The following is a 19,684-nucleotide window of genomic DNA, read 5'->3' as shown; positions in this document are numbered from 1 at the left end:
TCAAATCGCCTCTAGTTCGCTCAAAAAGTCACGAAGGTCATCAAAATCTTCCGCAGTGCCTGCGCGGAAGGTGGCAGCGGCCTGGACATAGGCGCGCAGCGTTTCGGTCTGGAACACTTCCACCAACGGCACTTCCAGGCCCAGTTCGGCCTGGACCCGCGTGGTGATCTGGATCGCCAGCAACGAGTGGCCGCCGACTTCGAAGAAGTTGTCGTTCAGGCCCACTTGCGGCAGGCGCAATACCTCGGCCCAGATCGCGGCAATCTTCTGTTCAAGCTCGGTTTCAGGGGCCACATAGGCCTGTTGCAGCAGGCTGGCGTCCGGTTGCGGCAGACCCTTGCGGTCGAGCTTGCCGTTGGGGGTCAGCGGCATTTGCGCGAGGAACATGAAGTACGTCGGCACCATGTAATCCGGCAGGCGGGTTTTCAGGGCACGGCGCAGGTGGTCGCGCAACTCGGCTTCGTTGACCTGGCTCGCATCCGCCGGCACCACGTAGGCCACCAGTTGCTTGCCGGTCGGGCCTTCCTGGGCCACCACCACGGTTTCACCGACGTTGTCCTGCTCGCGCAAGCGCGCTTCGATCTCACCCAGTTCGATACGGAAGCCACGGATTTTCACCTGATGGTCGACGCGACCGAGGTAATCCACCACGCCATCCGGGCGGCCACGGGTCAGGTCGCCGCTGCGATACACGCGGCTGCCCGGTTTACCGAACGGGTCCGGCACGAAGCGTTCGGCGGTCAGTGCCGGGCGTTCCAGGTAACCGCGGGCCACGCCCTCGCCGCCCAAGTACAACTCGCCGGCGACGCCGATGGGTTGCAGGTTGAGTTGCGCGTCCAGCACGTAGCCGCTGCGGTTGCCCAACAACGTACCGATTGGCGCGTAGACGGCACCGCAGGGATCGCCTCGACGGGCTTTCCACAGCAGCGGCGTGACCACGGTTTCGGTCGGGCCGTAGCCGTTGAACAGGTAGGTCGGCTTGAGCGCGCGCCAGGCCAGGTCGTAGCTGGCTTGCGCCACCGCATCGCCGCCAAAGCAGTACACCCGCACGTTCGGCGGGTTGCCGTCACGCTCGGCATGCTCGGCCAGCTGTTGCAGGTACACCGGAGGGAACACCGCCATGGTCACGTTGTGACGGTGCATCTGTTCGTAGGTGTACTCGGGCAGCCACAGGCTGTCGTCACGGATCAGCACACTGGCGCCATTGATCAGCGGGTGCATCCAGCCTTCGTGGGCGCCGTCGAAGGCGAACGACATGAAGTGCAGTTCGCAATCGGCCGGCGACGTTTCATAGCGCTCGCCGGTGGCGATGATGTGCGCCACCAACGGGCCGTGAGAGACGGCCACGCCCTTGGGCAGGCCGGTGGAGCCCGAGGTGTAGATCACGTAGGCGAGGTTGTCGCCGTCCAGTTTTACATCCGGCGCAGTGTCGCCGTAATCGGCCCATTGCTCGGTGCGATCAATCGCCAGGCTGTCCAGGCCTTCGGGGATCGGCAGTTGCTGCAAGGCACTGGTGTGGGTCAGCAGCAACTGCGCGCGGCTGTCCTGCATCATGTACAGCAGGCGATCACGCGGGTACTCGATATCCAGAGGCACATACACGCCACCGGCCTTCATCACCGCCAGGAACGCCACCATGCTCTCGGCGCTGCGCGGCATGGCGATCGCCACACGCACTTCCGGGCCGACGCCACGGGCGATCAGGGCATGGGCCAGGCGGTTGGCCTGGCGGTCCAGCTCGCCGTAGCTGAGGGTTTGCGCGTCGAATTTAACGGCCACAGCATGCGGGTTTTCCCGGGCACGGTCGGCGACCCGCTCGTGCACCAGGCGCTCGGCCGAGAAGCCCGCATCGGTCTGGTTCCACAGCTGCTGGATGTGTCGTTGCTCATCCTGGCCCAGCAGGTTGAGTTGGCTGATGGGTTGCTGTTGGTCGGCAACCATCGCCTGCAACAGGTTTTGCCAGTGGCCGGCCATGCGCTCAATAGTGGCTGGGGCAAACAGATCGGTGGCGTAGCCCAGGGATGCACGCAGGGTCGCCTGGCTTTCCTCCACATCCAGTGCCAGGTCGAACTGGGCCACGCCTTCATCCCAGCTCAGCACCTCGACGTCCAATTCGGTGAGGCGCTGCAGGTGATTGGCGGCCGAGGTCACGCGATGGTTGAACATCACCTGGAACAGTGGGCTCAGGCTCATGCTGCGCTCGGGCTGCAACGCTTCTACCAGTTGCTCGAACGGCAGGTCCTGGTGGGCCTGGGCTTCCAGGGAACGTTGGCGTACCTGTTGCAGCAGTTGCACAACGCTCATCTGCCCATGGATATCGGCCTTGAGCACCTGGGTATTGACGAAGAAACCGATCAGCCCCTCGGTTTCCAGGCGATTGCGGTTGGCAATCGGCACCCCGATGCGCACGTCTTCCTGGCCGCTGTAGCGGTGCAGCAACGCCTGGTAGGACGCCAGCAGTACCATCGGCAACGTCACTCCCGCGCCCTGCGCCAGGCGCCGCAAACCGGCCAGGAGCTGCGGTTGCAACTCGATACCCAGGCGTGCGCCACGATGGCTTTGCAGGGCCGGGCGCAGGTAGTCGAACGGCAATTCCAGCACCGGCTGCACGCCACCCAACTGTTCACGCCAGTAGGCCAGTTGACGGGCCTTCTCTCCCGCCTCCATCCATTGGCGCTGCCACACGGCATAGTCGGCGTACTGGATCGGCAAGGCCGGCAGGGCTGGCGTCTGCCCGTGGCTGAAGGCGGCGTACAGTTGCACCAGCTCCTCGACCATCAGTTGCATCGACCAGCCATCGGAGACGATGTGGTGCTGCACCAGCACCAGCACATGCTCATCCTCGGCCAGGCGCAGCAGCTGGGCGCGCAGCAACGGCCCGCGCAGCAGGTCGAATGGCTGCGCAACGATGTCAGCCACCCGTGCCTTGAGGCCGGCTTCATCGGTGTCGACCAGATCGATTTCAATCAGGCCCGAGTCTTCAATCACTTGGACCGTACCGGCGGCGTCCTGGCGCACATGGGTGCGCAGGCTTTCATGGCGTGCCAGCAAGGTGTCGAAGCTGCGCTGCAGCGCCGCCAGGTCCAACGGGCCTGTCAAACGCAGGGCGCTGGGGATGTGGTACGCGGCGCTTTGCGGGTCGAGTTGCCACAGGAACCATTGGCGTTCCTGGGCATACGACAGCGGCAACGGCTGGCTGCGATCGGCCTTGAGCAGCGCCGGCGCGACCACGCCCTCCTCGCCCAGGGCCACCACGAAGTCACCCAGCAACGGGTGTTCAAACAGGGTCTTGAGCGCCACTTCAAGCGCCAGTGCCTGGCGTACCCGCGACACCACCCGCGTGGCCAGCAGCGAATGCCCGCCCAGCTCGAAGAAGTGGTCGTCGAGGCCGACCTGGGGTACGCCCAGCACCTCGGACCAGATCGCCGCGACCTGTTGTTCGCGCGGGGTGACGGCGGCCACATGGCTTTTCAGCAACAGGCGGGTATCGACCTTGGGCAAGGCCTTGCGGTCGAGCTTGCCGTTGGGGGTCAAGGGCAGGCTATCGAGGAACATCAGGTGCGCCGGCACCATGTAGTCCGGCAGACGCTCACGCAAGGCCGCTGTGTAGGCTTGCGCCGGCTGTGCCGCAGACGTCACCAGGTAGGCGATCAAGCGGTCGTTGTCGGCCAGCACCACGGCTTCGCGAACGCCTTCATGCTCGCGCAGGCAGGCTTCGATTTCGCCCAGCTCGATACGGAAACCGCGCACCTTGACCTGATGGTCGACCCGGCCGATGTACTCCACCACGCCGTCGGCACGGTAGCGTGCCAAGTCGCCGCTGCGGTACAGGCGCTCGCCCGGCGCGCCGTAAGGGTTGGGCACGAAACGTTCGGCGGTGAGGGCTGGACGCGCATGGTAGCCGCGCGCCAGGCCGACGCCGCCGATCAGCAGTTCACCGGCCGCGCCCAACGGGCATGGGCTGAGCCCGGCATTGAGGATGAACAACGCGGTGTTGGCGATCGGTCGCCCGACCAAAGGTTGCGCCTCCAGCAGACGATGAGCCGCCGACCAAATGGTGGTTTCGGTGGGACCATAGAGGTTCCACACCGGGCCTTGCAGGTCGAGCATGCGCTGGGCCAGGTCGGCTGGCAGCGCTTCGCCGCCACACAGGCACTTGATGCCGCGCAGCAGGTCGGCACGCGGGCTTTCCAGCAGCATGCGCCAGGTGGACGGCGTGGCTTGCAGCACGCTGGCGGATTGGGCGACGACCAGGTCGATTATCGCCTCCGGGTCGAGCGCCAGTTCCTGGCCGCTCAGCAGCACCGTGGCGCCAACTGTCAGCGGCACGTACAGCTCCAGGGCAAAGATGTCGAACGAGAATGTCGTCAGCGACAGCACCCGCGCCTGCGCGCCGATGTCCAGGGTGCCGGCCATGCCGCAGGTAAAGCTGCACAGCGCCTGGTGCGGCACCATCACGCCCTTGGGCTTGCCGGTGGAGCCGGAGGTGTAGATCACATAGGCCAGGTGTTGTGGCGTGACGCTGACCTGCGGATTGCGTTCGTCACCGCCGGTGTCCTCGACCAAAAGCACCTGCAGGCCTTGCGGTTGCACCAGGCGCCCGATCAGCGGCGACTGAGTCAACAGCACCTGGGCGCGGCTGTCTTCGAGCATGAACGCCAGGCGATCCGCCGGGAATTGCGGGTCCAGCGGCACGTAGGCGCCACCGGCCTTGAGGGTCGCAAGCAGGCCGACCACCATGTGCAGGGAACGCTCCACATGCACCGCCACCCGCACGTCCGGGCCGACGCCCGCCGCGATCAGGCGATGGGCCAGGCGGTTGGCGCGGCGATTGAGTTCGCTGTAGCTCACGACCTCGCCGTTGAAGTGCAGCGCGATGGCGTGCGGCTGTACCAGGGCTTGCGCTTCGAACAACTGGTGAACACAGCACTCGCGCGGGTAATCGACGGTCGTGTGGTTCCAGTCTTCGACCATCTGCTGCCATTGCGTCGTGCTGAGCATCGCCAGCTCGTCCAGGGCCTGGGAGGCATCGTTGACCACTGCGCGCAGCAGGTTCTGCCAGTGCACGGCCAGGCGCTCCAGGGTGGCGGCGTCGAACAGGTCGGTGGCGTAGGTCAGGGATGCCCAAAGGCCGTCGACGGACTCCTCGGTTTCCAGGTTGAGGTCGAACTGGGTCGTGTGACCGGCCCAATCCACCGGCTGCAGATCCAGGCCAGGCAGTTGCACCGGACCGGCGCGCAGGTTGTCCTGGTGATTGAACATCACCTGGAACAACGGGTTATGGCTGAGGCTGCGTTCCGGTTGCAGCGCTTCCACCAGTTGTTCGAACGGCAAGTCCTGATGGGCCTGGGCCTCCAGGGCACGCTGCTTGACCTGGGCCAGCAACTGCTCGAAGGGCATCTGCCCGTGCAGGTCGGCCTGGAGCACCTGGGTGTTGACGAAGAAGCCAACCAGACGCTCGGTTTCCAGGCGATTACGGTTGGCGATCGGCACCCCGACACGGATCTCGGCCTGGCCGCTGTAGCGGTGTAGCAAAGTCAGGAACGACGCCAGCAGGAGCATGAACAAAGTCACGTCCTGGCGCTGGGCGAGCGCCTTGAGTTCGGCCACCAGGGCGTTGTCCAGGTGTACCCGCCGACGCGCACCCCGATGGCTTTGCACCGCCGGGCGCGGGTGGTCCAGGGGCAGTTCCAGCACCGCGTGTTCGGTGCCCAGGCGTGCACGCCAGTAATCGAGTTGGCGTTGTTTCTCCCCGGCCGCCATCCAATCGCGTTGCCACACGGCATAGTCGGCGTACTGGATCGGTAATGCCGGCAACGGCGCCTGGCCTTGATACAGCGCCAGCAACTCATCGACCATCACTTGCATCGACCAGCCGTCGGAGATGATGTGGTGCTGGGTGATCACCAGCACATGGTGCGCGGCCGTGATCTCCAGCAGCATGACGCGCATCAGCGGGCCGTTGAGCAGGTCGAACGGGCGTTGGATTTCTTGCGCGACCGCCTGCTCGATGGCCGAGTCATGCACCTGCTGGCGTTGGATCAGCATCGTCAGGCTTGGCTGGATGACCTGCCAGGTGTGCTCAGCCTCTTCCACGAAGGTGGTCCGCAATGGTTCATGGCGTTGCACCAGGGCCTGGAACGCGTGCTCCAGTGCCGGGATATCCAGCTCACCGCGCAGGTGCAATGCGGTGGGTACGTGATAGGCGGCGCTGCCGGGGTCCAGTTGCCAAAGGAACCATTGGCGTTCCTGGGCGAAGGACAGTACCAGTGGCCGATCACGCCCCACCGCCACCATCGGCCTTGCAGTGCCGGCCTGCACACCTGCGCAGGCCGCCGCGAACGCTTCCAGCGTCGGTTGCTCGAACAACGCTCGCAACGGCACTTCCAGCTGGAGGTCGTGACGCACGCGGGAGATCACCTGAGTGGCCAGCAACGAATGCCCGCCGCGCTCGAAGAAATGGTCATCGAGCCCCACCTGCTCGACGTGCAATACCGCTTGCCAGATCGCCGCCAACTGCATGTGCAGCGGGCTTTGCGGAGCGCGGTAGGCCTGCCGCGCCTGGCTCAGGTCCGGCAGCGGCAGCGCGCGGCGGTCAAGCTTGCCGTTGTTGTTCAACGGCAAGGCATCGAGCACCAGCCAATGACCCGGCACCATGTAGTCCGGCAAGGACTCGCGCAAGGCCGCCGCCAGCGCCTGGGTATCCAGTGGCTGGCCGTGGGCCGCGACCACGTACGCCACCAACTGCGTGCCGGTGGCGCTCGGCTGCGCAACGACGGCAGCTTCGCGCACCCCCGGCAGGGCTTGCAGGCTGGCCTCGATTTCGCCCATTTCGATACGGAACCCGCGGATCTTCACCTGATGGTCGATACGCCCCACGTACTCCAGGGCGCCCGCCTCGTTGTAACGGGCCAGGTCGCCACTGCGGTAGAGCCGCGCACCGGGCACCGCCGAAAACGGGTCCGGGAGGAAGCGCTCGGCGGTCAACGCCGGGCGGTCGAAGTAACGCTGGGCCAGGCCGAACTCGGCGCCGATGCACAGTTCGCCAACGCCCTCGGTGGCTAACAGCTCGAAGCCGCTGTCGAGTACGTACAGCGAGCGGCCAGCGATCGCCCGGCCAATCGGCACGCCGAACGCATCACTGGCATCCGCCAGTTGGCAGTCATGCACGCTGGACACCACGGTGGCCTCGGTCGGCCCGTAGGTGTTGACCAGGCGCACGCCGCCCAGGCCGGCTGCGTGCCAGGCGCGCAGCCCTTCCACCGACATGGCCTCGCCGCCCACATGCACCTGGCGCAGGTTGCCCAGGGCGCGACCATCGGCCGCGCACTCCTTGGCCAGCAGGTACCAGTAGGCCGCCGGCAAGTCAGCCAGGGTCACGCCCTGCTCGACAATTTCCCGCGCCAATTGGCCGGCATCCCACAGTTCATCGCCACGCATGATCAATGCGGCGCCTACACACAGCGGCGGGTAGCACTGCTCGACAAAGCCGTCGAAACTGAAGGTCGCGAACTGCAGCACGCGGTCCTCTGCACACAGTTGGCTGTAGACCTCGGCGCTGTCGCAGAATTGGCCGAGGGCCGCATGGTCGATGGCCACGCCCTTGGGTTGGCCGGTGGAACCCGAGGTGTAGATCACGTACGCCAGATCGGCAGCCGCAGCGTGGGTGAGTGGGTTGCTGGCAGGGTAGCCGGCCAGCTCTGTACCGGAGGCGGTGAAGTCCAGGCGGGCCAGCCCTTGCGGCAGCGGCAGGTCGGCCAGTAACCCGGTTTCGCTGAGCAACAGGTCCAGGCGGCTGTCCGCCAGCATGTAGGCCAGGCGGTCGGCGGGATAGTTCGGGTCCAGGGGCACATAGGCCGCGCCGCTTTTGAGCACGGCGAGCAGGCTGACGATCAGTTGCGGGCCGCGTCGCGACGCCAGGCCCACGCGCTGGCCCGGGCCCACGCCCAGCGCCAGCAGACGATGGGCAAGCCGATTGGCACGGTCATTGAGCTGGGCATAGCTCAAGCGTGCTTCGCCAGCCTGTACTGCCAGCGCATGCGGTGTGGCAGCGGCCTGGGCCGCGATGCGTTGGTGCACGCGCGACTGGCGTTGGGCCGCGCCCGGTGATTGGCTGAGGGCAAGCACGTCGCATTGTGCGGTGGCGTCAAGCAATTGCAGGTTGCCAAGCGGCGCCTGGGCATCGGTGAGCAACTGCACCAGCAGGTGGTGCAGGTTGGCGCTCAAGCGGGCGACCTGTTCAGCGCTGAAGCGGGCCCGGTCGTAACTGAACTCCAGACGCAGGCTGGCCCCCAACTCAATGCCCAGGGTCAGCGGGTAATGGGTGCGTTCATGGTTGTGCATACGGCCAAACGTCAGGCCCGCGGGCGCGCCCTGCTTCAGGGCCTCGGCCACCGGGAAGTTTTCGAACACCAGCAAGGTGTCGAACAATGCGCCCTGCTGGCCGGCCCACCCCTGGATGTCGTACAGCGGCACATGCTCATGGTCGCGCAGGCCGAGATTCAGGGCTTGCAACTCGCTGAGCCATTGGGCCGCCGGTTGGGCTGGGGAAGGCGTACTGACGATGGGCAACGTGTTGATAAACAGGCCCAGTTGCTGCTCGATCCCCGGCAGCGGTGCCGAACGCCCGGCGACGGTGGCGCCGAAGGCCACGCAATCCTGACCGGTGTAGCGCTGCAGCAACAGGCTCCACGCCCCTTGCAGCACGGTATTGAGGGTGATTTTCTGGCGACGGGCGAACTCGCCGAGAGCCTGTGTGAACTCGCCCTCGAGGATCAATTGATGCTCAGCCGTGCCCATGCCATCGCCCGGCGCGCGCAGCGCTTGCGCGAGCAAGGTAGGTGTTTGCAACGGCGCCAGGGCGGCTTTCCAGAACGTCTCACCCGAGGCTTGCTGTTGCAGCCAGCCCAGGTAATCGCGGAACTGCCCCAGCGGCGCGGGCAAGGCCTGGCCGGCATAGTGGGCGATGACTTCACCCAGCAACTGGGCGTTACTCCAGCCGTCCATGAGGATGTGGTGGCTGGTGAAGATCAGGTGCCAGGCGTTACCCGCACCCCGCACCAGCATCAGGCGAAACAGCGGCGCAGCATTGAGCGCGAAGCCCTTCTCGCGTTCAGCCTCGGCAAGCGCATCGAAGTCGGCATCGATGTCTTCGATCACGTGCAACTGCACGTCGACCTGACGCTGGATCACTTGATGCGCACTGTCCAGGCCCAGCCAGTGGAAGCTGCTGCGCAGGATGTCATGGCGGTCCAGTGCAGCCTGCCAGGCGCGGCCGAAAGCCAACAGGTCGAGGCCGTCGATATCCAGGCGCAACTGGTTGATGTACGCCTGGGCTTCTGGTTCGTAGAGGGTATGGAACAACATGCCCTGCTGCATCGGCGACAGCGGATAAAGATCGGCAATCGCCGGCCCCGCCACGGGCAACGCATCCAGTTGCTGTTGGGTCAAGCGGGCCAGCGGGAAGTCCGAAGGGGTAACCTGCCCTGGCGGGGTGGCTCGGCAATGCTCAATCAAGGCCTTGAGCTCTGCCGCGTAGTCATCCGCCAACTGCTGCACCGTCGACGCCTCGAACATCTCGCGGCTGAACCCCCATTGCAGCGCCAGTTCACCGCCGTACACCTGCCCTTCGACCGTCAGCCAGTTGGCCAGCGGAGCCTCGGCATCCTGAGCCTGACCGCTGCCCTGGGGGGCCGGAACAAACAGCGCGGACTCGTTGAACTGACGGTCGAACTGGCCCAGGTAGTTGAAGGTGATGCGTGGCGCGGCCAGGTTCGCCAAGGCTTCGCGGGCCGCAGGCGGGCCGAGGTAGCGCAGCAGGCCATAGCCGATACCTTTGGCGGGCACGGCGCGCAGTTGCTCCTTGACCGACTTGATCGCGGCCGACAGCTCGCCGTCGGCGTGCAGGCGCACCGGGAACAGGCTGGTGAACCAGCCCACGGTGCGGGTCAGGTCGACGCTGTCGAACAGGTCTTCGCGGCCATGGCCTTCCAGTTGGATCAGTGCGGCGTTCTGGCCGCTCCAGCGGCTGACCACGCGCGCCAGGGCCGTGAGCAACAGGTCGTTGACCTGGGTGCGGTAGGCCGCCGGTGCGTCCTGGAGCAGTTGACGGGTGTGTTCGGCATCAAGGCGGATTTCGAGCTTGCTGCCCAAGCGGTTTTGCAGGCCGCCCTGGGGGTTGTCGCACGGCAAGTCCGTGTCCATCGACTGTGCCTGCCAGTACGCCAACTGGTGGTCCAGCGTGCGGGCATGGGCTTGCAACTGTTCGGCCCACAGCTGATAGGCGCTGGTTTTGGCCGGCAACGATGCCTTGTGGTAAGCCTGTTGCAGGTCTTCCAGGACGATGCGCCAGGACACGCCATCGACCACCAGGTGATGGATCACCAGCAGCAGGCGCTGGCTGCCATCGGCCATGCTCACCAACGCGGCACGCAGCAGCGGGCCTTGCTCGAGGTCGAGGCTGCGCTGGGCCTCATCGCACAGCGCCGCCAGCTCATCGTCGCTGCTGGCGTGGGTTTGCCACAGGCCCGGCTCGGTGACTGGCGCGGCATAGGCTTGCTGCCAAGCGTCGGCCCGCTGCACAAAACGCAGGCGCAAGGCGTCGTGATGGTTGATCACCTGGGTCAGGGCGGCTTCCAGGCGTGCCGGTTCCAACAGCTCGCGCGGGGTCAACAGCAACGATTGGTTCCAGTGCTGACGCGCGGGGACCGCCTGGGCGAAAAAGCCTTGCTGCACCGGCGTCAGGATCACCTCGCCGCTGGCGGGGCCTTGGTCGATAACGCTGGCTTGCTCGAAGCTTGCCACCAACGCCAGGCTGCGCACGCTCTGGTACTGGAACAGGTCGCGCGGGCTGAGGCGAATCCCCGCCTGGCGCGCGCGGCTGACCACCTGGATGGAGATGATCGAGTCGCCGCCCAGCTCGAAAAAGTTGTCGTCCAGGCCGACCTGCTCGACGCCGAGCACATCGCGCCAGATCGCCGCCAGGGCTTTTTGCAGGGTATTTTCCGCAGCGACATACGCCTGTTGCGGCGCCGTATCGGGCACTGGCAGAGCTTTGCGGTCGAGCTTGCCGTTGGCGGTCACCGGCAACTTGGCCAGGTGCACCATATGGGTCGGCACCATGTATTCCGGCAGACTGCTGAGCAGCCAGGCCTTGAGGTCGGTGGGCGCCTCGCCCTCCAGCACCAGATAGGCCACCAATTGCTTGCCGCCGTGTACCAGCACCACCGCCTCACGCACGCCTGGGTGCTGCATCAACCGCGTCTCGATTTCGCCCAGTTCTATGCGCAGCCCGCGCAGCTTGACCTGGTGGTCGAGGCGGCCAAGGTAGTCGATCACACCGTCGTCACGCTGGCGCACGCGGTCGCCGGTGCGGTACAGGCGCGCGCCGTCACCGAAGGGGCTGGGTACAAAACGTTCGGCGGTCAGCGCCGGACGGCGATGATAACTGCGCGCCAGGCCGGTGCCGCCCAGGTACAGCTCGCCGGACACGCCGGCAGGCACCGGGTTGAGCTGCGCATCGAGCACGTAGGTGCCGAGGTTGGCAATCGGACGGCCAATCGGCACGCTGTCACGGCCTTCATCGATGCAAGTCCAGTGGGTCACGTCGATGGCAGCTTCCGTCGGGCCGTAGAGGTTGAACAAACCGGCCTGGGGCAGCTTGGCGAACACTTGTAATTGCGCGTCCAGGGGCAAGGCTTCGCCGCTGCACACGATGCGCTTGAGGCTTACGCAGGCCTGCACGCCCGGCTCATGGATAAACGCCTGGAGCATCGACGGCACGAAGTGCAAGGTGGTGATCGCGTGCTCGCCGATGGTCGCGATCAGCCGCGCCGGCTCGCGGTGTTCGCCAGGGGCTGCAACCACCAGGCGGGCGCCGGTCATCAGCGGCCAGAAGAACTCCCACACCGACACGTCAAAGCTGAACGGGGTTTTCTGCAGCACCGCGTCACTGGCATCGAGGCCGTAGGCCTGCTGCATCCAGCACAGGCGATTGACCAGTGCGCGATGGCTGTTGCCGGCGCCCTTGGGCTTGCCGGTGGAGCCGGAGGTGTAGATCACATAGGCGAGGTTCAGCGCATGGATGTCGACCACGGGCGCTGCAACGCTGTAACCGTCGAGCCAGCCTGGCGCCTGGTCGAGGAGCATCACCCGAATGCCTTCGACAGGCAGCAGCGGCAGCAGGCTGTGCTGGCTGAGCAGCAGCTGGATGCCGCTGTCTTCGATCATGTAGGCCAGGCGTTCCTGGGGGTATTCGGGGTCGAGCGGGACATAGGCGCCGCCGGCCTTGAGAATGGCCAGCAGGCCGATGACCATTTCCACCGAACGTTCGACGCAGATCCCCACCAACGCATCGGGACCAACACCCTGTTCGCGCAAGGCATGGGCCAACTGGTTGGCACGGGCGTCGAGCTGGGCGTAGGTCAGCGTGACAGCACCGAACAGCAACGCCGGCGCATCAGGCGTGGCCCGGACCTGGTCTTCGATCAACTGATGTATGCCGCGCTCGGTCGGATACGCCTGCGCGGTCTGGTTCCAGGCGTTGACCACTGTGTGCAGGTCTTCGGCGGCCAGCATCGGCAACTCGCCGATGCGCTGTTCGCCATCGGCGACCATGGCCTGCAACAGGCTGATCCAGTGGCGTGCCATTCGCGCGATGGACGGCGCGTCGAACACGTCATTGGCGTAGGTCAGCGCGGCGTGCAGGGTGCCGGATTTTTCATAGGTGTCGAGCGTCAGGTCGAACTGGGTAGTGCGGCCTTGCCATTCCACCAGGGCCAGTTCCAGGCCGGAGGCGGTGCTGACCGATGCTATATCGGCCACCACCGGCTGATGGTTGTACATCACCTGGAACAGCGGCGTATGGCTGAGGCTGCGCTCGACTTTGAGGGCTTCCACCAGGCGCTCGAACGGCAATTCCTGATGAGCCTGGGCGCCGAGGGCGTGCTCCCGGATGCCCTGCAGCAACTCGCCAACGCGGGTTTGCCCGGTCAGTTCGGTGCGCAGTACCTGGGTGTTGACGAAGAACCCGATCAACCCTTCGACTTCACTGCGGTTACGGTTGGCAATCGGTACGCCGACGCGGATATCGCCCTGGCCGGTGTAGCGATGCAGCAACACATTGAAGGCGCCGAGCAGCAGCATGAACAGGGTGACGTTGTGCTGTTGCGCGCAGGTGCGCAACTGCGCGGCCAGCACCGGGTCAATCGCAAAGTTGTGGCGGGTGCCCTGATAGCTGGGCATGGCTGGGCGCGGGCGGTCCGTTGGCAGTTCCAGCACCGGGTGCTCATCCCCCAGGCGCGCCTGCCAGTATTCCAATTGACGGGCCTGCTCCCCCGCTTCCAGCCAGCGGCGCTGCCACAAGGCGTAGTCGCTGTACTGGATCGGCAGCGCCGGCAATTGCGCCGCTTCGTTGCGCTCGTGGGCATCGTAAAAACGGATGAACTCGTCGATCAGCACGTTCATCGACCAGCCATCGGAGACGATATGGTGCAGGGTCAGCAGCAGCACGTGCTCCTGGGCATCGAGCTTGAGCAGTTGCACGCGCAGCAGCGGGCCGTGCTCCAGGTCGAACGGCAACAACGATTGGCGGGTGGCCGCGTCGTTGACGGCGTGCTCGCGTTCGGCCGGGGCCAACCTCGTTAGATCGAGCTGGTCAATGGCCAACGACGGCGCTACGGCGACCTGCATCAAGCGTTCATCGGCCTGGCGCTGGAACACCGTGCGCAGGGTTTCGTGCCGAGCCACCAGGCTGGCGAACGCCTGCTCCATGGCGCCAAGGTTCAGCGCGCCTTTGAGCCGCACGGCGCCCGGCAGATTGTAGGCGCCGCTGCTCGGGTCCAGTTGCCACAGAAACCACATGCGCTGTTGCGCGTAGGACAGCGCCTGGCGGTCCTCCGCCTCCACGCCGGCCGGAATCGGAAACCGCGAAAAATCCACCCCTTCTTTCTGCAATGCCTGCAGGAACAGCTGGCGTTTTTCCAGGGGCAACCCGATAAACCGGCGAGCAAGTTTCAAGGAGTCTTCAGCATTCATTTGTTGGAGTCCGGAGCAATAGGCAGGAAGCACAAAGGCACGTCGTCCCTATAAAACGAACCGGAGAGGGAAAAATTAGCGGGGGATGGGCGGCGTAGAGCGAGCTGTCATCAGGGGTTACATCAATCCCCGGGAAAGACACACAAACCCCAGCTAGCATTGACGAACACCGCTTTTTGCAACTACATTTAGTTACACGCAGGGAACGCCGGGTCCAAAAATGAAAAGCTGCTCGCCAAATTGCTCAACGAGCAGATGGCATTTACCTGGCCAGAGCTCGTCACGCTGCTGCGTCGTCTTGGCTACACACAGATTGAGGGGGCTGGAAGCGGCGTCAAGTTCGACATCGGCGATCCGAGCACAATGATCACCTTGCACAAGCCTCATCCCGGCAACGAACTAAAACACTACATTCGGCGCCAGATCATCGAACAATTGAAATCAGGAGAACTGATTCAGTGAACAACCAACTGAAACACAATGGCTACATCGGCTCTATCGAAGCCAGCCTCGAAGACAACTGCCTGTTCGGCAAGATCCTGTTCATCAAGGCACTGGTGAGCTACGAAGGCAAAACCGTCGCCGAACTGGACGCTGCATTTCGCGAAGCTGTGGACGACTACCTCACTACCTGCCAGGCCCTTGGGCAAACACCGGAGAAGCCGTGCAAAGGCTCTTTTAACGTGCGGGTCGGCCACGACCTTCATCTTGCCGCCGCCCTTGAAGCGACACGTAAAAAGGTGACCCTGAACGACCTGACGCGCCAGGCGCTGAACGAATTCCTGCAACATCACCGAGCGGACTCCTGACCCGTGATTGGCTGACGTTTCGACGTTTCATTGTGGGTTGTGACGCTCAACCCAACCGCCGATAGCCCAGTACCGCTGACCCCATCACCACCGCCCCCGCCGCCAGCGCCACCCAGAATCCGCTGGCGGCACCAAAATGGTCGATCATCCAGCCGGAGCTGGCGGCACCGATGGCCACGCCGATGCTCAGGCCGGTGATCAGCCAGGTCATACCCTCGGTCAGGCGGCTCGCGGGCACGATCTTTTCCACGAGTGCCATGGACACGATCAGGGTGGGGGCAAAGAACAGTCCGGAAATGAAGATGGCCACCGCCAGGCCCGGAATGTGGGTGACCAGCAGCAACGGCAAGGTGGTCAGCGCCGTGGCCACGCCGCAGAACAGGAACTGCCGGGGTAACGGCGCCTTCAGTTTGAGGGTGCCAAAGGCCAAGCCTGCCAGGCACGAACCGATGGCGTAAACCGAGAGCACGATGCTTGCCGCCGCCGGCTGGCCCTGGTGCTGGGCAAAGGCCACGCTGACCACATCCACCACCCCCACGATCACCCCCATGGCCAGCAGCAGGATCATCAGGATCAGCACCGACGGTGAGGCGATCAGCCAGCCCCGATGGTGAGCGTGATGCTCATGCACCGGTGGTTCGGTCGCACGTTGCAGCACAAACGTGGTAACGCCAACCGCCAGCAGCAGCGCGGCCACCAGAGGCCCGGCTTCGGGGAACAGCACCACGCTCAAGCCCACCGAAATCGGTGGGCCGATGATGAAGCACACCTCATCCAGCACCGATTCCAAGGCGAATGCGGTCTGCAGTTTGGGCTGACCCCGGTACAGCTCGGTCCAGCGCGCCCGCACCATGGCTGACATATTCGGCATGCAGCCCGCCAGGGCAGCAAACAGGAACAACGTCCAGGTCGGCGCCTGCAACCGCGTGCACAGCAACAGCATCAGCAGCGCCCCGCCGCCGATCAAGGCGGCAATCGGCAGCACCCGGCCTTGGCTGTAGCGGTCCACCAACCGTGACACCTGCGGCGCGCAAAACGCCGTGGCCAGGGCGAACACCGCCGCCACCGATCCGGCCAGGCCATAGCCGCCGTGCACCTGGGAGAGCATGGTGATCAGGCCAATACCGGCCATGGACACCGGCATGCGCGCCAGCATGCCGGCCAATACGAAGGCCCGGGCACCGGGGACCTGGAACAACTCGGCGTAAGGGTTTGCCATGACTTAAACGTCTTCTGTCCTTAAATTGCGCATCCTTTTATCACACCAACCGCTTGATCTGCTTATGCCGCCACACCAACCGGTAATACGCAGTCTGCAAGCCCAGCATCGCCAGGTACGTCACCGGGAACGCCATCCAGACGCCTTCCAGGCCGAAGTGCGCATTCAGCAGGTATGCCATCGGCAGCTCAACACACAGCACGCAGAAGATCGAAATCGCCACCGGCATCAGCACCACGCCGCTGGCGCGCATGATCCCACCGATCACGGCCTGGAAGCCGAATACGAGGATGCTCCACAACATGATGTGCAGCAGGTGTTCGGCATTCACTCGCGCGGCGTCATCGGTGATGAACAACCCGAGCAACCAGTGGGACAACAAATAGCCCAGCACGATCAGGCCTCCGGTCAGGCACGTATTGATCAACAGCCCGGTGCGCAGGATCGGCCCGATACGCTCCAGGCGCCCGGCACCAATCGCCTGGGCGCCGAGGATCGAGGCGGTGATGGCAATCGACAGCGCCGGGAATTGCACGTAGTTGACGATCTGCGTCACCGCCCCATAGGCCGCCGTGGCCTGGGAACCGTGGCCATTGACCAAGGCAAGGATGACCAACTCCGACAGCGACAACACCACCATCTGTAGGCCAGTAGGCAAGCCGATGCGCAGGACTTTGCCGAGGATGACGCGGTCCAGGCGCAAGGCCGCGAGCAGTTCGCGATCCGGCGCCATCACATGGTTTTTATGGCGCAGGCGCAGGATCAGAAACAGCATCGCCGAAGCATTCCCCACCAGGCCTGCGTACACCGCGCTCTGGATACCCAGGGGCGGCAGACCGATCCAGCCGCGAATCAGCGCCGGGGTCAACAGCAGGCCGACCAGGGTCGAGACCATCAGCGCCAGCAGCGGCGAAATGGTGTCGCTGACACCGCGCAACAGCTGGGTGTAGAGGATAAACACCAGCAGCAACGGCATGATCAACATCATCATCTGGGCGTAGCCCACGGCATCGTCGAGCACATCCGCAGGTGTGCCCAAGGCCTGCAAGGCCGGGCGCGCAAACAGACTGCCCAGCACCGCTGCGATCAGGCCCACCAGTGCGCCGAGGGTCAGGGTGGCACCGGTAATCGCCTTGACCATCCCGGTTTCCTGGGCACCCCAGGCCTGGCCGATCAGCACCGAGGCGCCCGCCCCCAAGCCGATCACCAGGGCAATAAAGAAAAACACGATGGGAAACATCCCCGACACTGCCGCCAACGCCTGGGTGCCGAGCATTTGCCCGACATAAATGCCGTTGAGGGTGCCGGAAAAGCTTTGCAGGAAGTTGGACAGCACCATCGGTGCCAGAAAGATCAGGTAGATCTGCCACAGCGGGCGTTGCACAGGGCTTTGCATGAAAAACGGGGCCTCGGAGAACTAAAGCGTCCGAGGGTTATACCGTAATTGGATCCGATCTTCCCTATGATCCGCCCACCGCTGTGAGAGATAACGCCTGATCGTCGGCTGTAATAACAGACTGCCACTACTGGAACACCCGCAGCCTGTGCTCATACAGTTTCTGCCAGCACCGGGCAAACACCCGTTCCTACAAAGGAACAATGGGCAGCTCGCGTTTGTGGGTGGTCTTCAGGTACGCCTGCTCGACAATATCTCTCACCCTTGCACTCACCGGCTCGCCCATCAGGTACGCATCAATCTCTTCATAAGTGCAGCCATAAGCCTGTTCATCCAGCTTGCCCGGCGCCAGTTCTTCGAGGTCGGCAGTGGGCTGCTTGTGCACCAGCTTCGTCGGGGCCCCAAGGGCACTGGCCAACAGGCGCACCTGGGTCTTGGTCAGGCCCGACAGCGGTGCCAGGTCGCACGCGCCGTCGCCGAATTTGGTGAAGAACCCCATCAGCGCTTCGGCGCCATGGTCGGTGCCGACGACCAGGCCGTTGTGCAGGTTGGCCACGGCGTACTGGGCGATCATGCGGGTGCGGGCCTTGACGTTGCCTTTGATGAAGTCGACCTGGGCGGCACTGGCCTCGGTGGCGTTGAGGCTGGCCATCAGGCCGTCGACGCTGGCGGCGATGTTCAGGGTGTCGATGTGGTCCGGGGTGATGAAATCCAGCGAGGCCTGGGCGTCGCTCTCATCGGCCTGGGCCTTGTAGGGCAGGCGCATGGCGATAAAGCGCGCGGCGTAGTCCTCGGCGCGTAGCTGCTCCACTGCCCGTTGGCACAGGCGGCCGGCGGTGAGGGAATCGACGCCGCCGCTGATGCCCAGCACCAGGGCCTTGCAGCCTGACTGGCGCAAGGTGCTCTTGATGAAGTCGATGCGCCGTTGGATTTCCCGGGCCTCACCGCCCTTGACCAGGCGCCGATCAATATTGAGTTCCTGCGCGATACGTTCTTGCATGTCACACCTCCACGTTGCCGACATTGAATACCTTCGCCGCGTACTGCAAAAACGAGGGGTCTTCGCAGACGTTCTTCACCGGGTCATCGGAGAATTTCACTACCGGTTCGCCGTGTACGCGCACCAGCTTCATGACGATGCTCAGCGGCTCGACGCCTTCCACATCGCACGCCAGGCTGGTGCCCATGCCGAATCCGAACTTGGCCTTGCCACGAATGTGCCGCAGGATCGGCAGGCATTTTTCGAAGTTCAGGCCATCGGAGAACATCAGGTCCTTGGTCATCGGGTCGATGCCCAGCTGTTTGTAGCGGGCCAGCACCTTGTCGGCCCAGGCGATGGGGTCGCCGGAGTCCTGGCGCAGGCCGTCGTAGAGCTTGGCAAAGTACAGGTCGAAGTCCTTGAGGAAAAAGTCGGTGCTGATGGTGTCGGTCAAGGCAATGCCCAGGCGGCCGCGGTATTCACGCACCCAGTTTTCCAGGCCGGCGTTCTGGCTTTCGCGCAACCGCCCCAGTTGCTGGTGCACCATCATCCACTGGTGAGCCATGGTGCCGATCAGCGGCAGGTCGAATTCGTAGGCCAGGTGCGCATTGCTGGTGCCGACGAACTGGCCGGGGAAGTCGCGACGCATGATGTCCACCACTTCACGCTGGGCCTTGAACGACAGGCGCCGACGGGTCGAAAAGTCGGAGACGCGCAGGTCGGCCAACTCGTCGCGGCTGAGGTTTTTTTCCAGCCAGTCGAACTTCTGGTAGAGCTTGCGGGTGACGTCTTCCAGGCTCACGTCGGGGTATTTGTCGCGGTTGCGCAGCTCGCTGACCAGCGCCAGCACCGGTTGCTCGAACATGATGCAGTGCAGCATCGGCCCGACCACGCGGATGTTCAGTTGGCCGTCGACTTCGCTGACGTGGATATAGCGCAGGTTGAAACGGAACAAGCCGAGGAAGCGCTCGTAGTCGGGAGTCAAGTATTCGCGAAAGCGCGGGTTGAACAGAAAGCGCAGCTCGCCCTCGCGCATCTGCAGGTCGGCCATTTTCTCAAGCTCAGCGCGCAGTTCGGGAATCAGGTGGGCGAGTTTTTCCTTGGAGCGCACGATGAAGTTGTATTCCACATCGACATTCGGGTGCTGGTGCAAGACCGCCTGCATCATGGTGAAGGTGTAGTAGTCGGTGTCGAGCAAGCCCTGAATCACCGGGGCTTCGTAGTCGTAGGCACTTTCCATGGTGTAT

Annotated in this window: 7 protein-coding genes; 2 read left to right on the top strand and 5 right to left on the bottom strand. The window is 64.2% G+C overall.

The features are described 5' to 3' along the window. Positions 1–14,034: a non-ribosomal peptide synthase/polyketide synthase gene (locus tag AB1462_RS23350; RefSeq protein WP_367248015.1), complete on the bottom strand. Its 14,034-nt coding sequence runs from the start codon at positions 14,032–14,034 to the stop codon at positions 1–3. Between the two features lie 255 nt (positions 14,035–14,289). Here AB1462_RS23350 and AB1462_RS23345 point away from each other — a divergent pair, with 255 nt between their 5' ends. Then, positions 14,290–14,496 carry a type II toxin-antitoxin system HicA family toxin gene (locus AB1462_RS23345; protein WP_367248014.1) on the top strand — a complete coding sequence of 69 codons (207 nt, stop codon included), beginning with the start codon at positions 14,290–14,292 and terminating at the stop codon, positions 14,494–14,496. Beyond that, positions 14,493–14,843: a type II toxin-antitoxin system HicB family antitoxin gene (locus tag AB1462_RS23340; RefSeq protein WP_259194835.1), complete on the top strand. Its 351-nt coding sequence runs from the start codon at positions 14,493–14,495 to the stop codon at positions 14,841–14,843. The genes AB1462_RS23345 and AB1462_RS23340 overlap by 4 nt, the downstream gene beginning before the upstream one ends. A gap of 46 nt (positions 14,844–14,889) precedes the next feature. On the opposite strand, the gene AB1462_RS23335 is transcribed toward AB1462_RS23340, so the two are convergent. The 4 genes from AB1462_RS23335 to pncB all read right to left on the bottom strand — a co-directional run bounded on the left by AB1462_RS23335 (position 14,890) and on the right by pncB (position 19,677). After that, positions 14,890–16,062: an MFS transporter gene (locus AB1462_RS23335; protein ID WP_090405613.1), complete on the bottom strand. Its 1,173-nt coding sequence runs from the start codon at positions 16,060–16,062 to the stop codon at positions 14,890–14,892. Between the two features lie 40 nt (positions 16,063–16,102). Continuing rightward, positions 16,103–17,458 (bottom strand): MATE family efflux transporter, encoded by a 1,356-nt coding sequence (locus AB1462_RS23330; protein WP_259194833.1) that lies wholly within the window; start codon positions 17,456–17,458, stop codon positions 16,103–16,105. Between the two features lie 190 nt (positions 17,459–17,648). After that, entirely contained in the window at positions 17,649–18,458 is an 810-nt protein-coding gene (gene nadE / locus AB1462_RS23325; RefSeq protein WP_367248013.1) for an ammonia-dependent NAD(+) synthetase, read from the bottom strand. A 1-nt stretch (position 18,459) separates the two neighbouring features. Then, entirely contained in the window at positions 18,460–19,677 is a 1,218-nt protein-coding gene (gene pncB, locus AB1462_RS23320; protein ID WP_090405648.1) for a nicotinate phosphoribosyltransferase, read from the bottom strand. Between the last annotated feature and the right edge of the window lie 7 nt (positions 19,678–19,684).

The sequence above is a fragment of the Pseudomonas sp. SB113 genome (genome assembly GCF_040754745.1).
Lineage (GTDB): Bacteria > Pseudomonadota > Gammaproteobacteria > Pseudomonadales > Pseudomonadaceae > Aquipseudomonas > Aquipseudomonas grimontii.
This window is presented reverse-complemented; position numbering and strand designations above follow the sequence as displayed.

Coding starts and splice junctions, on each gene's coding strand:
- AB1462_RS23350 (WP_367248015.1), bottom strand. CDS start 14,034: ATGAATGCTGAAGACTCCTTGAAACTTGCTCGCCGGTTTATCGGGTTG.
- AB1462_RS23345 (WP_367248014.1), top strand. CDS start 14,290: ATGGCATTTACCTGGCCAGAGCTCGTCACGCTGCTGCGTCGTCTTGGC.
- AB1462_RS23335 (WP_090405613.1), bottom strand. CDS start 16,062: ATGGCAAACCCTTACGCCGAGTTGTTCCAGGTCCCCGGTGCCCGGGCC.
- AB1462_RS23330 (WP_259194833.1), bottom strand. CDS start 17,458: ATGCAAAGCCCTGTGCAACGCCCGCTGTGGCAGATCTACCTGATCTTT.
- nadE (WP_367248013.1), bottom strand. CDS start 18,458: ATGCAAGAACGTATCGCGCAGGAACTCAATATTGATCGGCGCCTGGTC.
- pncB (WP_090405648.1), bottom strand. CDS start 19,677: ATGGAAAGTGCCTACGACTACGAAGCCCCGGTGATTCAGGGCTTGCTC.